The sequence below is a fragment of the Serratia sp. CY33802 genome (assembly GCF_052169095.1).
GTDB lineage: Bacteria > Pseudomonadota > Gammaproteobacteria > Enterobacterales > Enterobacteriaceae > Serratia > Serratia bockelmannii.
Genome location: NZ_JBJNLL010000003.1, coordinates 194237 through 207293 on the forward strand (window position 1 = coordinate 194237; position 13057 = coordinate 207293).

Consider the following 13057-nt stretch of genomic DNA (forward strand, 5'->3'; position numbering starts at 1 on the left):
GGTTAGCAGCTGCGGTTGCAAATAAGATGGGGCCATCCCGTCCGGCATCAAGGGGCAAGGCGAAAAAAATTTCTTTTTTTATCGTCATTCAGATCATTGTTTCCGGCTGCGGGGATCATTATGATGCGCGCGCTCTGGTGGAAAACTTCGATTTTTTGGCCATTCAGACCATTTATGATTTTACTTCGCTGTTTCCGTTAATTTTCTGTTATCGCAGAGGACTTATGCACACCAACAAGTTGGCGAATCCCGGCCCTCTCGGCCTGATGGGCTTCGGGATGACCACCGTCTTGCTGAACCTGCACAACGCGGGCTTTTTCCCACTGAACTCCGCCATCATCAGCATGGGGATTTTCTTCGGTGGCCTGGCCCAGATCCTGGCCGGTCTGCTGGAGTACAAGAAGGGCAACACCTTCGGCATGACGGCGTTCACCGCCTACGGCAGCTTCTGGCTGAGCCTGGTCGGCCTGCTGCTGCTGCCGCGTCTGGGCCTGGCTGAAGCCACCGAGGCGCACGTGCTGGGCATCTACCTGGCGCTGTGGGGCGTCTTCACCCTGTTCATGTTCTTCGGCACCCTGGCCGCCAACCGCGTGCTGCAGTTCGTGTTCGCCAGCCTCACGCTGCTGTTCGCCTTGCTGGCCGTCGGCAATATCACCGGCAACCACGCACTGCTGACCTTCGCCGGTTATGAGGGCATCATCTGCGGTGCCAGCGCCATTTACCTGGCGATGGCCGAAGTGCTCAACGAGCAATACGGCCGCACCGTGCTGCCAATTGGCGAGCCGGCTCCGGCCCGCGTCGCGGCCTCGCCGGTCACGGCGTAATCGCCCTTCCCTGACGAAAAAGCCCTGCAGTGCAGGGCTTTTTTTTAGCTGTAGGAATCGGCTCGCCGCTCGCCGGCTTCGCTGTTCAGGTCGCGATGCAGGTAGACGCCGAGCAGCAGCCCGATGAGCGACAGCGCCAGCACATAGTAAGCGGGCGCTAACGGGGTCAATTTCATGATCAGCGTCACAAAAATAGGGGTTAAACCGCCAAAAATAGCGTACGAGACGTTATATGAGAACGAGATGCCGGTAAACCGCACTTCCGCCGGGAAGGCCCGCACCATCACATACGGCACGGCCCCCACCACGCCTACGCTGAAGCCCACCAGCGCATAGCAGGCGAACAACATTTCCGGGCGCACACCCACCGTTTGATAGAACAGCCAGCTGCAGCCAGCCAGCAGCACACTGCCGACCACCAGCGTTTTGCTGGCGCCGAAGCGATCGGCCGACAAACCGGCGACAATGCAGCCGGCGATCAGCATGATGGTGGCGATACTGTTGGCCTGCAGCGTCAAAGCCGGCGCAATGGCGAACTGTTTTTGCAGATAGGTTGGGGTCATCAGGATCACCACCACGATACCCGCAGAGAGCAACCAGGTCAGCAGCATCGACACCACCACTTCCCGTTTGTGATTGAGCACCACCGATTTCAGCGGCAGCTCTTCGGCCAGCGCTTTACGCGCCTGCATCTCGATAAAGATTGGCGTTTCCTGCAGCCAGCGGCGCAGGTACATCGCCACCAAGCCGAACATGCCACCCAACAGGAAAGGAATACGCCAGCCGCCACCGGCGATGCTCTGCGGGCTAAGCGTGGTGTTGATCACCGTCGCCACCACCGAACCCAGCAAGATGCCTACCGTCAACCCGGCGGTCAGCGTACCGCAGGCGAAACCGATGCGCCGGCGCGGCACGTGTTCGGCGACGAAGACCCAGGCGCCCGGCACCTCGCCGCCGATCGCCGCGCCTTGCAGCACGCGCATCAACAGCAGCAGCAGCGGCGCGGCGATGCCGATGCTGGCGTAGGTCGGCAGCAGACCCATCGCCAACGTCGGCAACGCCATCAGCAGAATGCTCAGGGTAAACATCTTTTTGCGGCCGACCAGATCGCCGAAGTGCGCCATCACGATGCCGCCCAGCGGGCGGGCAAGATAGCCGGCGGCGAAGATGCCGAAGGTTTGCACCAGCCGCAGCCACTCCGGCATGTCCGCCGGGAAGAACAGATCGCCGACCACGGCGGCGAAGAACACGAAGATGATGAAGTCGTAAAACTCCAGCGCGCCGCCCAACGCGGCCAACGTCAGCGTTTTGTAGTCTTGCCGGTTCAGCCGGCGATTATTGTCGTGAGGCATAGGGCACCGTCGGTAAAGGCTGTAAAAATAAAAGCCGCAGGCTTTCTGTAAAAGAATCCTTACTATAACGGCAAATTATTTTCACACCAGACGGGCTGAAGCCGATCTCGCAGAACGCTGAAATTTAGAGGTTTATCTCGCGACGCGCGCTCTTTGGCCGAAATGCTGCTACCACCGCGGCGTGCGTTTCGACGTAAGGCCCGTCGAGCAGTTGAATGCAATAAGGCACGCTGGCGAAGATGCCGTGCACCACCGCATTGCCCTGCTCATCCTTTACCCCTTCCAGCGTTTCTTTGATCGACTTCGGTTGGCCGGGCAAGTTGATGATCAGCGCCTGCTTGCGGATCGCTCCCACCTGGCGAGAAAGAATTGCCGTTGGCACATAGTGTAGGCTGATCTGACGCATTTGCTCGCCGAAGCCGGGCATCACGCGATCGGCGATCGCCAGCGTGGCGTCGGGGGTGACGTCGCGACGCGCCGGCCCGGTGCCGCCGGTGGTCAGCACCAGATGGCAGCCCATTTCGTCCACCAACTCACACAGCGTTTGTTCAATTTGCGTCTGCTCATCGGGGATCAGCCGGGTTTCCAGCTTGAACGGCGTCGCCAGCGCGCCGGCCAGCCACTCCTCCAGCGCCGGAATGCCTTTATCCTGGTAAACGCCGCCGGAAGCGCGGTCAGAAACGGAAACCAAACCAATACGTAAAATATCCATGCGTAACCTCTACAGCCTGATGGGGTCCGAACGGGTTCGTCTCCCGTTCTGTTGTCATTGCCGAGAGTATAAGGGCTTCCCCCGCCGGCGGGAGCGTCGGGCATAAAAAAAGGTGGCCTGAGCCACCTTTTTACTGCGCGATCTGCAGGAATTACAGCAGGTCGGCGATCATTTTTTCCAGTTTACCCTGGTCTACGGCGAACTTGCGGATGCCGTCGGTCAGTTTCTCAACCGCCATCGGATCCTGGTTGTGCTGCCAGTAGAACTCAGGTTCGGTCAGTGCGGCAGGACGCGCCTTCACTTCACCGGTGTAAGACAGTTTGCGCTCCAGCGCGCCTTCGCTCTCCGCCAGCTCTTTCAGCAGCGCAGGCGCGATGGTCAGGCGGTCGCAGCCGGCCAGTTCGATGATTTCGCCGACGTTACGGAAGCTGGCGCCCATCACCACGGTGTTGTAACCGTGCTGTTTGTAGTACTGGTAAATTTCGGTCACGGAGATCACGCCCGGATCTTCGTGCGGGGCGAACTCTTTCTTGTCGCCGTTGGCTTTGTACCAGTCGAGGATACGGCCAACGAACGGCGAGATCAGGTAAACGCCGGCTTCGGCACAGGCGCGAGCCTGAGCGAAGGAGAACAGCAGCGTCAGGTTACAGTTGATGCCTTCTTTCTCCAGCTGCTCCGCCGCGCGGATGCCCTGCCAGGTCGAGGCCAGTTTGATCAGAATGCGATCGTTGCTGATGCCGGCTTCGTTGTACAGCTTGATCAGGCGCTTGGCCTTGGCCACGCTGGCAACGGTGTCGTAAGACAGACGCGCGTCAACCTCGGTGGAGATGCGGCCCGGAACCAGTTTGAGGATCTCCAGACCGATGTTGACTGCCAGCTTGTCGGCGGCGTCGGCGATCTGCTGCTCGCGATCGCTGCTCTGGCCGCGCGCCCAGGCGATGGCTTCGTCAATCAGTTTGCGGTATTCAGGAATTTGGGCTGCATTGAGGATCAGCGAAGGGTTGGTTGTGGCGTCCTGCGGTTGATACAGCTTCATTGCCGCGATATCACCCGTATCTGCAACCACTGTAGTCAGCTGGCGCAGGGAAGTTAATTTGTCGGTCATGTTGGCATTATCTCATCGTTTGTGCATGAACTTTTGGCATTGTTCAACCATGCCCTGCCCTGATAATAACATGCGCCAAGCCCGGCGCAAGGCTGGAAAACCGCGGCGCGCAAGCATCTGTTTTATCCTTGGGCGAGCAACCGTTTACGCCGATATCTTTCGCCATAACCGAGCGGATGGAAAGGCAATAACGTGCTATCGCCCGAATAAATTATGTTAAATTCGAAAAAATTGATGCAATTCGTCCGCTAATCTGCGAAAAATCTTAATCGACTGACGCCGGACCGATTCCAGCTAAGCTCTTGTAAAAAATAGGCCAATGTTTTTCACCTGCGGTGGATGCTGCCAGGTGCGCATGACATTTCGATAAGAGGAGGGATCCCTTGACGGACCTGATGAATTTTATAAACAACATTTTGTGGGGGTCAGTGCTGATTTATCTGTTGCTCGGCACCGGCATCTACTTCACGTTGCGTACCCGCTTTATCCAGCTTCGCCACTTCAGCCACATGTTCTCGGTGTTGAAAAACAGCAATAAAAGCGACAGCGCCGGCATCTCCTCTTTTCAGGCGCTCTGTACCACGCTGGCGGCGCGCGTCGGCACCGGTAACCTGACCGGCGTCGCCATTGCCCTCACCGCCGGCGGCCCCGGCGCCATCTTCTGGATGTGGGTGGTGGCGTTTATCGGCATGGCCACCTCCTTTGTGGAAAGCTCGCTGGCTCAGCTCTACAAAACCAAAGACGATAACGGCAACTACCGCGGTGGCCCGGCCTATTACATGGAAAAAGGTCTCGGCATGCGCTGGATGGGCGTGCTGTTCTCCATCTTCCTGATCATCGCGTTCGGCCTGGTATTCAACGCCGTGCAGGCCAACTCCATCGCCCAGGCCTCCGCCGTCGCCTTCCATTTGCAGCCGCTGCACGTCGGCATCGGCCTGGTGTTGCTGAGCGGCGTGGTGATCTTCGGCGGCATCCGTTCCATCGCCAAAGTGGCCGAACTGGTGGTGCCGCTGATGGCCGGCGCCTACCTGCTGTTGGCTCTCTGGGTGATTGGCCATAACATCGAACACATGCCGGCGATCCTGGCGCTGATCTTCAAAAGCGCCTTCGGCCTGCAGGAAGCCGCGGCCGGCGCCGTCGGTTACGGTATTTCCCAGGCGATGACTCAGGGCGTGCAGCGTGGCCTGTTCTCCAACGAAGCCGGCATGGGCTCGGCGCCCAACGCGGCGGCGTCCGCCTCGCCTTATCCGCCGCATCCGGCTTCGCAAGGTTATGTGCAAATGCTCGGGGTGTTTATCGATACCATCGTCATCTGCAGCGCCACCGCGGCGATCATCCTCTCTTCCGGCATACTCGATCAGCCGACCGACAGCATCAGCGGCATCGATCTGACCCAGCGCGCGCTGTCAACCGCCGTCGGCAGTTGGGGGGCACCGTTCGTCGCCATCGCCATCTTCTTCTTCGCCTTCACCTCGATCATCGCCAACTATGCCTATGCCGAGAGCAACCTGGTGTTCCTCGAGCACAACCACCCGGGCGGCCTGCTGATTTTCCGCTGCGTGGCGCTGGGCATGGTGATGTTCGGCGCGCTGGCGGAGCTGCCGCTGGTGTGGAAAATGGCAGATACCTCCATGGCCCTGATGGCGATCACCAACCTGACGGCGATCCTGCTGCTGTCGCGGGTGGCGCTGAAACTGGCCGACGACTACCATCGCCAACGCCGCCTGGGCAAGCTGCCAACCTTCGACGCCACCCGTTATCCGGAGCTGAAGTCGCAGCTGGAGCCGGGCGTGTGGGACGACCAAAAGCCGCCGCGCTGAGTTTTCCGGGGCGCCTGCGATACGCGCCCCGGCCTATTGGACCGATTGCCCCTTTTTCCCGCGCTTTTTGCTACAGTATCCGCACTTGGATAAACAGGATCTGGCCATGCTCGTTATTATTTCCCCTGCAAAAACGCTCGATTACGAAAGCCCGCTGGCGACAGAACGCTTCACGCAGCCCGAACTGCTGGACAAGTCGAAACAGCTGATCAAAATTTGCCGCGAGCTGACGCCGGCGCAAATCGCCAGCCTGATGAGCATCAGCGACAAGCTGGCCGGGCTGAACGCCGCGCGCTTTAGCGAGTGGCAGCCGACATTTACCCCGGACAATGCCCGTCAGGCGCTGCTGGCGTTCAAGGGAGACGTTTACACCGGCCTGCAGGCGCAGGATTTCAACGAAGCCGATTTCGACTTCGCCCAGCAGCATCTGCGCATGCTGTCCGGCCTGTATGGCGTGCTGCGCCCGCTCGATCTGATGATGCCGTACCGGCTGGAGATGGGCATCAAGCTGGAAAACCCGAAGGGCAAAGACCTGTACAGCTTCTGGGGCGATCAGATCACCAAAAAGCTCAACGAAGCGCTGGAGCAACAGGGCGATGACGTGGTGGTCAATCTGGCGTCCGACGAGTATTTCAAGGCGGTGAAGCCGGCCAAACTGCACGGCGCGCTGATCAAACCGGTGTTCCTCGACGAGAAGAACGGCAAGTACAAGGTCATCAGTTTCTACGCCAAGAAAGCGCGCGGGTTGATGAGCCGCTTTATCATCAAAAATCGCCTGACGCGTAGCGAACAGCTGGTGGACTTCAACCTGGAAGGCTACGCCTTCGACGAAGCCGCCTCGCAGGGTAATGAACTGGTGTTCAAACGCCCGGAGCAGGCATAAAAAAAGCCGTCGCAAGACGGCTTTTCGCATTTTAGCCTGCTGAACTTCAGGCCGGCAGTCCCATCAGGAACTTGCGCAGCTCGCCGAAATTGGCCGGCAGCGAGTGCGACAGCAGCGGCAGATCGGCCCGCAGCGCCAGCGCTTTCGGCAACGGCAGTTCCTGGCCGAGGATCGCTTCTACGCTCTCTTTAAACTTGGCCGGATGCGCGGTACCGAGGAACAGGCCAAACTCTCCTTCCTGCAGCTGATCGCGCAGCGCGCGATAGGCAATGGCCGCGTGTGGTTCTGAGATATAGCCCAGCTCGGCCAGTTCACGCATCGTTTCCCTGGTGGTCTCATCGCTGACCGCCGCCTGACCCAGCTCTTTCAGTTGCCAGACCTTACGACGGAACAGCTCTTCCACGCGCGGCCAGTTGTTTGGCTGGCTGACGTCCATGGCGTTGGACAGCGTCGCGACCGTAGCGTGCGGCTGCCACTGGCCGCTGGTCAGGAAGCGCGGCACGGTGTCGTTGGCGTTGGTGGCGGCGATGAAGCGCTTCACCGGCAGACCCAGCGACTTGGCCAGCAGCCCGGCGGTCAGATCGCCGAAGTTGCCGCTCGGCACCGAAATGACCAGCTGATTGCGCGCTTCCTGCGGCAGCTGCGCCACCGCTTCGAAGTAGTAACAGATCTGCGCCAGCAAGCGGCTGATGTTGATCGAGTTGGCCGAGTTCAGGTGTAGCGCATCTTTCAACTCCTGATCGTCGAACGCCTGCTTCACCAGCGCCTGACAAGAATCGAAGTCGCCGTCGATCGCCACGGTGTGAATGTTGCCACCCAGGGTGCAGAACAGCTTTTCCTGCAGCGGGCTGATTTTGCCCTGCGGATACAGGATCACCACCCGCACGTTTTTCAAGCCGTAGAAGGCGTGCGCCACGGCGGCGCCGGTGTCGCCGGAGGTGGCGGTCAGAATGGTCACCGGCTGCTCACCGGCCACTTCCGCCAGCATCTGCGCCATAAAGCGGCCGCCGAAGTCTTTGAACGCCAGCGTCGGGCCGTGGAACAGCTCCAGGCAGGAGACGTCTTCCGTCACTTTCGCCACCGGCGCCGGGAACTCAAAGGCGGCCTGTACGCGTTTCTTCAGCGCCGCTTCCGGCACCTCTTCGCCGATAAAGGCCGACAGAATGCGGCTGCTGCGGGTGACAAAATCCTGCTCCAGCAGCTGGTCAATCTCGGTCAGTTCGAACGCCGGCAGCTCCAGCGGGAAGAACAGCCCCTGCTGCTTGCCCAGACCTTGTTTGATCGCCTGCGCGAAGCTGACCTGCTCGTTGTGATCCTTAAGGTTGTACAGTTTCATGCGTTATCCCAGTAGTCGAGCGCCTGCGGTATCCAGACGGCAAATATGAACAAAACCTTCGTCGTTTTGCAGATAGTGTTGTTGCAGCCAGGCGGCCATGCGCTGCGCGGTAGCGCCGTCGTTGCAGACGGCGAACAGCGTCGGGCCGGAGCCGGAGATGCCGCAGGCCAGCGCGCCGATGTCCTGCGCCGCCTTGCGCGCTTCGGCAAAGCCCGGCAACAGCCGGGTGCGGTACGGTTCAGCGATCACGTCCTGCATCAATTTGGCGGCCAGCTGCGGCTGCCGGGTGTGGCAGGCGTGAATAAAGCCGGCCAGGTAGCGGCCGTGGCTGATGCAATCCTGACGACGGTATTGCGCGGGTAAAATGGCGCGCGCTTCGGCGGTGGACACCTTGATGCCGGGATAGGCCATGACCCACAGCCAATCGTCGAAGCACGGCACCTCCTGGCTGATGATGCCTTCTTCTTCCAGCATCAGCTGCAGGCCGCCCAAATAGCATGGCGCCACGTTGTCGTAATGCACGCTGCCGGAAATGCGGCCTTCCAGCTCGCCCATCAGGCCAAGCAGCGTCGTCTTATCCAGCGGCCGATCGCAGAATTCGTTCATCGCCATCAGCCCAGCCACCACCGAACAGGCGCTGGAACCCAGCCCCGATCCGATCGGCATGTTCTTTTCCAAGCGCATCGCCACCGGCACTTCGCGGCCGATCTCCTGGCAGAAACGCTCCCAGCATTGATAAACGATGTTCTCTTTCGGCTCGGCCGGCAGCTTGCTGACGAAGCGCCCGGCATTCTGCAAACTGAACGTTTCGGCGGCTTCGACGCTGACGCAGTCGCCCAGCAGCGTGCCGTCGATCGGCGAAACCGCCGCGCCCAGCACATCGAAACCGACGCTGACGTTACCGATCGAGGCCGGTGCATACACCTTAACCATATTAAACTCCCAACTTCCATGACAGTGTGCGCAGCAGATCGGCAAACACGCCCGCTGCGGTCACATCGTTACCGGCGCCGTAGCCGCGCAGCACCAGCGGCAGCGGCTGATAATAGCGGCTGTAGAAGGCCAGCGCGTTCTCGCCGTTCTTCACTTTATACAACGGATCGTTGCCGTCCACCGCCTCGATGCACACCTTGCAGCGCCCTTCGTCGATCAGGCCGACATAGCGCAGCACCTTGCCTTGCTCAGCGGCGTTGGCCACGTTGCGCGCGAATTCTTTATCCAGCTCCGGCAGCCGCGCCAGGAACTGATCCACATCGCCCGACGCGTCGAAGGACGGCGGCAGCACCGCCTCAACCTCGATATCGCTCAGTTCCAGTTTGTAACCGGCCTCGCGCGCCAGGATCAGCAGCTTGCGCGCCACGTCCATACCGGACAGGTCGTCGCGCGGATCCGGTTCGGTGTAGCCGTTGGCCCTGGCCTGCAGGGTCGCGGCCGACAGCGACATCCCTTCGTCCAGCTTGCCGAAGATAAAGGACAGCGACCCGGACAGAATGCCGGAGAAGCGCACCAGCTCATCGCCGGCGTTCAGCAGGTTTTGCAGGTTCTCAATCACCGGCAGACCGGCGCCAACGTTGGTGTCGTAGAGAAACTTGCGGTGCGAACCGGCAGCGGCCGCGCGCAGTTGCTGATAATAGTTCATCGACGAGGTGTTGGCCTTTTTGTTCGGCGTCACCACGTGGAAACCGTCCGCCAGGAAGTCCACGTATTGATCGGCCACCGCCTGGCTGGAGGTACAGTCGACGATCACCGGGTTCAGCAGGTGATACTCCTTCACCAGCCGGATCAGGCGGCCGAGATTGAACGGCTCCTGCGCGCCGGCCAGCTCGTCGCGCCAGCTGTCCAGCGCGATGCCGTGCACGTTGGTCAGCATCACGCGCGAGTTGGCGATGCCGCACACCCGCAGGTCGATATGTTTTTGCTTCAGCCACGGCTGCTGGCGGTAGACTTGCTCGATCAGCGCCCCGCCGACGCCGCCGACGCCGATGACGAACACTTCGATCACCTGATCGGTGTTGAACAGCATCTGATGGCTGACGCGCACGCCGGTGGTGGCGGAATCATTGCTGACCACCACCGAAATTGAACGCTCGGAAGAGCCCTGGGCGATAGCGACGATATTGATGTTGGCGCGCGCCAGCGCGGAGAAGAAGCGCGCGGAGATGCCACGCAGGGTGCGCATGCCGTCACCGACCACCGAGATGATCGCCAGGCGTTCCATGACGTCCAGCGGATCCAGCACGCCGTCTTTCAACTCCAGATAGAACTCCTCTTCCAGCGCCCGGCGGGCGCGCTGCAGTTCACCCTGCGGCACGCAGAAGCTGATGCTGTATTCGGAAGAGGATTGGGTGATCAGCACCACCGAAATGCCGGCGCGCGACATCACGGCGAACACCCGTGCGGCCATGCCGACCATGCCTTTCATGCCCGGGCCGGAGACGTTGATCATCGCCATGTTGTTCAGGTTGGTGATGCCTTTGACCGGCATCGCGTCATCGGTGCTGTCTTTACCGATCAGCGTGCCGGGGGCTTGCGGGTTAGAGGTGTTTTTAATCAGGCAAGGGATTTGGAACTGGGCAATCGGTGTGATGGTGCGAGGGTGCAGCACTTTGGCGCCGAAGTAGGAGAGCTCCATCGCCTCCTGGTACGACATCGATTTCAGCAGCCTGGCGTCCGGTACGGTGCGTGGATCGCAGGTATACACACCATCGACGTCGGTCCAGATTTCGCAACAGTCGGCGCGCAGGCAGGCGGCCAGCACCGCGGCGGAATAGTCGGAGCCGTTGCGGCCCAACACCACCAGCTCGCCCTTGTCGTTACCGGCGGTGAAACCGGCCATCAGCACGATGTGGTCGGCCGGGATCGCCGCGGCGGCGATGCGTAGCGTGGACTCGGCGATGTCCACGGTAGACTCCAGGTAGTGGCCCTGCGCCAGCAGCTTCTCCACCGGGTTGATCACCGTGACCGGATAGCCCTTGGCGCGGAACACCCCCTCCATGATGGCGATGGAGAGTTTTTCGCCGCGACAGATGATCGCCGCGTTCACGCTGTCCGGGCACTGCCCCAGCAGCGAGACGCCGTGCAACACCTGCTTGAGTTGCGCGAACTCCTGATCGACCACGCCTTTCAGGCGATCGTATTCAAAGCCCGGCAGCGCCTGCGCCAGGCCGCTCAGCAGATCGGCAAAGATCCGCTCGGCGTCGCTGATATTCGGCAGAATGTCCTGACCCGCCACCGTCTTGTCGATCATCGCCACCAGATGGTTGGTGATCTTTGCGGGGGCGGACAAGACCGTGGCTACCTGTCCCTGACGCGCGTTACTCTCCATGATGTCGGCGACGCGCAGAAAACGTTCCGCATTCGCTACCGAGGTTCCGCCAAATTTCAGCACTCGCATGTGTCATCTCTCCGAATTTAAGCCGAAAAAAAAGCCCGCACTGATTAGGTGCGGGCTTTTTTCTGTGTTTCCTGTGCGCGTCAGCCCGCCCCGTTACCTGTGGTATCGGTGGTGGTAATAATTGTGGTTTTCAGGCTGATGTTGCGCATGTTGTCTGTCTGTCTCATGAAATACTCTGTCCCCTCTATTGGTTAAAGCAATCGCTATCCCAAGTCAAACTATTTCTTTTTTTTGCTTATTTTCCGTTCAGCGGCGACATTGCGCGATATCGGAGGTGAAAAGCAAAACGACAGAACAAAAAAACAACTTAAAGCCGATTTACTAGTGGATCACGCTGGGTAACCGTCTGATGGAGCCGCTATCACTTGGCGAGTTTTTTTTCGATGTCGTGCAGCAGCGTATGCAACATCGCCGTGTCTCGCTGTTGCAACGCCCCGAGGCGCTGATGCAGCCAATCGCGCAATTTTTGGTCATCGCCGACATCCAAAGCGTTCAACAAGGCATCGGCGCGGTGGCGCAGCGCTTTGAGTGGCCCTTCCGACGCCACCTTTTCCTGCGGCGTGCTGACGCCCATCAGGCTCGCCAACTGGTAGCAGTACACCATCACCGCCTGGCCCAGGTTAAGCGACGGGTAGTCCGCCTGCATCGGCACGCCGGTCAGCAAATCCGCCAGCGCCAGCTCTTCGTTGGTCAGGCCGGAATCTTCGCGGCCGAACACCAGCGCGGCCTGGCCGACCCACTGCTTACGCTCACTCAGCTGTTCCAGCAGCTCAGGCGGCGTGCAGTAGTAGTGAAAACGCGCGCGACTGCGGGCGGTGGTGGCGACCGTGAAGTCTACATCCGCCAGCGCCTGTTCCAACGTGGCGAACGTTTGCACGCCGTCGAGGATCTCGCCGGCCCCGTGTGCCACCCAGCGTGCAGCCGGCTGCAGGTGCGCCTCGCTGTCGACGATGCGCAACGAAGCGAAGCCCATGGTTTTCATCGCGCGCGCCGCCGCGCCGACGTTTTCCGGCCGCGCCGGAGCCACTAAAACAATATGAAGCTGCATCACTCTTCCACCGAAGGCGGGCCTGCGCTTTTGACGGTATCGCAGCGCCCGCTTATATTTACAATTGCGTAACAATAAACGCGTTAATAGCAACAAACAAGATTAAACGGCTCGTTGAGCTAATAAATCCGCCGTAATAGTCATTATTCATGCTTATGTTTTACTGTATTTATTTATCAATGAGTTAAAACAAGACGATGATCAATAAGCGAATAATTGTATCCTATCGGGCCCGATAATGCTGAATCGTTCACAGAATTTGAGGTTCTGTGACTTAAACTGGCATTTCTGTAAGTGTTTTTCACAAATCTGTTAACGTGCTACAATTGAATTTGATATATGTCAACAAAGCGTAGTTTTGTTGGGTGATGAATTCGGCACGCGCTGTTATATTGCTGTTAATGGGGTTAGGATATGCGCCGATTTGGCACCCCAGGGGTTGTAGGGAACAGCATCCCCACCAGGCTAGCGATCTTGTTGACATGAGATGGAAAGTGCATCAAGAACGAGTTTACGTACTTTAGTCATTTGCTGAGAGGGAACGTGGCGCTATCTCTGCCCTCCTCTAAGAAAACAGAGACTT

At 59.4% G+C, this 13057-nt stretch carries 11 protein-coding genes and 1 other annotated feature; of the genes, 3 read left to right on the forward strand and 8 right to left on the reverse strand.

Annotated features, from left to right (window positions below):
• The first annotated feature begins 224 nt into the window (after positions 1-224).
• The gene (gene satP, locus ACJ8HA_RS14190; RefSeq protein WP_025301520.1) at positions 225-824 is read left to right on the forward strand and encodes an acetate uptake transporter; all 600 of its coding nucleotides are present in this window, start codon (positions 225-227) and stop codon (positions 822-824) included.
• Positions 825-868: 44 nt separating this feature from the next.
• Here the strand turns inward: satP and ACJ8HA_RS14195 are convergent, their stop codons facing one another.
• From ACJ8HA_RS14195 to tal, 3 genes are all read right to left on the reverse strand, one after another.
• Complete coding sequence (locus ACJ8HA_RS14195) at positions 869-2176, reverse strand: MFS transporter (protein ID WP_049205425.1); 1308 nt, start codon at positions 2174-2176, stop codon at positions 869-871.
• A 124-nt stretch (positions 2177-2300) separates the two neighbouring features.
• Positions 2301-2888: a molybdopterin adenylyltransferase gene (gene mog, locus ACJ8HA_RS14200; RefSeq protein WP_015376607.1), complete on the reverse strand. Its 588-nt coding sequence runs from the start codon at positions 2886-2888 to the stop codon at positions 2301-2303.
• Positions 2889-3039: 151 nt separating this feature from the next.
• Positions 3040-3993, reverse strand: coding sequence for a transaldolase (gene tal, locus ACJ8HA_RS14205; protein ID WP_004932982.1), 954 nt, complete (start codon positions 3991-3993; stop codon positions 3040-3042).
• Positions 3994-4376: 383 nt separating this feature from the next.
• Here tal and ACJ8HA_RS14210 point away from each other — a divergent pair, with 383 nt between their 5' ends.
• Together ACJ8HA_RS14210 and yaaA are read left to right on the forward strand one after the other, a co-directional pair.
• Positions 4377-5813, forward strand: a complete 1437-nt coding sequence (locus tag ACJ8HA_RS14210) for an alanine/glycine:cation symporter family protein (RefSeq protein ID WP_025301518.1) — start codon at positions 4377-4379, stop codon at positions 5811-5813.
• A gap of 106 nt (positions 5814-5919) precedes the next feature.
• Positions 5920-6696: a peroxide stress protein YaaA gene (gene yaaA / locus ACJ8HA_RS14215; protein WP_043136008.1), complete on the forward strand. Its 777-nt coding sequence runs from the start codon at positions 5920-5922 to the stop codon at positions 6694-6696.
• 46 nt (positions 6697-6742) lie between these two features.
• Here yaaA and thrC read toward each other — a convergent pair whose 3' ends face one another.
• From thrC to ACJ8HA_RS14240, 5 genes are all read right to left on the reverse strand, one after another.
• Positions 6743-8032 (reverse strand): threonine synthase, encoded by a 1290-nt coding sequence (thrC, locus tag ACJ8HA_RS14220; protein ID WP_442515380.1) that lies wholly within the window; start codon positions 8030-8032, stop codon positions 6743-6745.
• Between the two features lie 3 nt (positions 8033-8035).
• Complete coding sequence (gene thrB / locus ACJ8HA_RS14225; RefSeq protein ID WP_016929148.1) at positions 8036-8965, reverse strand: homoserine kinase; 930 nt, start codon at positions 8963-8965, stop codon at positions 8036-8038.
• Position 8966: 1 nt separating this feature from the next.
• Positions 8967-11426 carry a bifunctional aspartate kinase/homoserine dehydrogenase I gene (gene thrA / locus ACJ8HA_RS14230; protein WP_049205431.1) on the reverse strand — a complete coding sequence of 820 codons (2460 nt, stop codon included), beginning with the start codon at positions 11424-11426 and terminating at the stop codon, positions 8967-8969.
• A gap of 24 nt (positions 11427-11450) precedes the next feature.
• Positions 11451-11568 (reverse strand) — a sequence feature (Thr leader region).
• A complete protein-coding gene (gene thrL / locus ACJ8HA_RS14235) occupies positions 11507-11593 on the reverse strand; it encodes a thr operon leader peptide (protein ID WP_071525951.1) in 87 nt (28 codons plus the stop codon). Its footprint overlaps the feature before it by 62 nt.
• 194 nt (positions 11594-11787) lie before the next feature.
• The gene (locus ACJ8HA_RS14240; protein WP_043136020.1) at positions 11788-12474 is read right to left on the reverse strand and encodes a tRNA/rRNA methyltransferase; all 687 of its coding nucleotides are present in this window, start codon (positions 12472-12474) and stop codon (positions 11788-11790) included.
• Positions 12475-13057 lie beyond the last annotated feature (583 nt).

Excerpts from the sequence above, each read along its gene's own strand:
- satP (WP_025301520.1), top strand. The coding sequence starts at position 225 with ATGCACACCAACAAGTTGGCGAATCCCGGCCCTCTCGGCCTGATGGGC.
- ACJ8HA_RS14195 (WP_049205425.1), bottom strand. The coding sequence starts at position 2,176 with ATGCCTCACGACAATAATCGCCGGCTGAACCGGCAAGACTACAAAACG.
- mog (WP_015376607.1), bottom strand. The coding sequence starts at position 2,888 with ATGGATATTTTACGTATTGGTTTGGTTTCCGTTTCTGACCGCGCTTCC.
- tal (WP_004932982.1), bottom strand. The coding sequence starts at position 3,993 with ATGACCGACAAATTAACTTCCCTGCGCCAGCTGACTACAGTGGTTGCA.
- yaaA (WP_043136008.1), top strand. The coding sequence starts at position 5,920 with ATGCTCGTTATTATTTCCCCTGCAAAAACGCTCGATTACGAAAGCCCG.
- thrC (WP_442515380.1), bottom strand. The coding sequence starts at position 8,032 with ATGAAACTGTACAACCTTAAGGATCACAACGAGCAGGTCAGCTTCGCG.
- thrB (WP_016929148.1), bottom strand. The coding sequence starts at position 8,965 with ATGGTTAAGGTGTATGCACCGGCCTCGATCGGTAACGTCAGCGTCGGT.
- thrA (WP_049205431.1), bottom strand. The coding sequence starts at position 11,426 with ATGCGAGTGCTGAAATTTGGCGGAACCTCGGTAGCGAATGCGGAACGT.
- thrL (WP_071525951.1), bottom strand. The coding sequence starts at position 11,593 with ATGAGACAGACAGACAACATGCGCAACATCAGCCTGAAAACCACAATT.
- ACJ8HA_RS14240 (WP_043136020.1), bottom strand. The coding sequence starts at position 12,474 with ATGCAGCTTCATATTGTTTTAGTGGCTCCGGCGCGGCCGGAAAACGTC.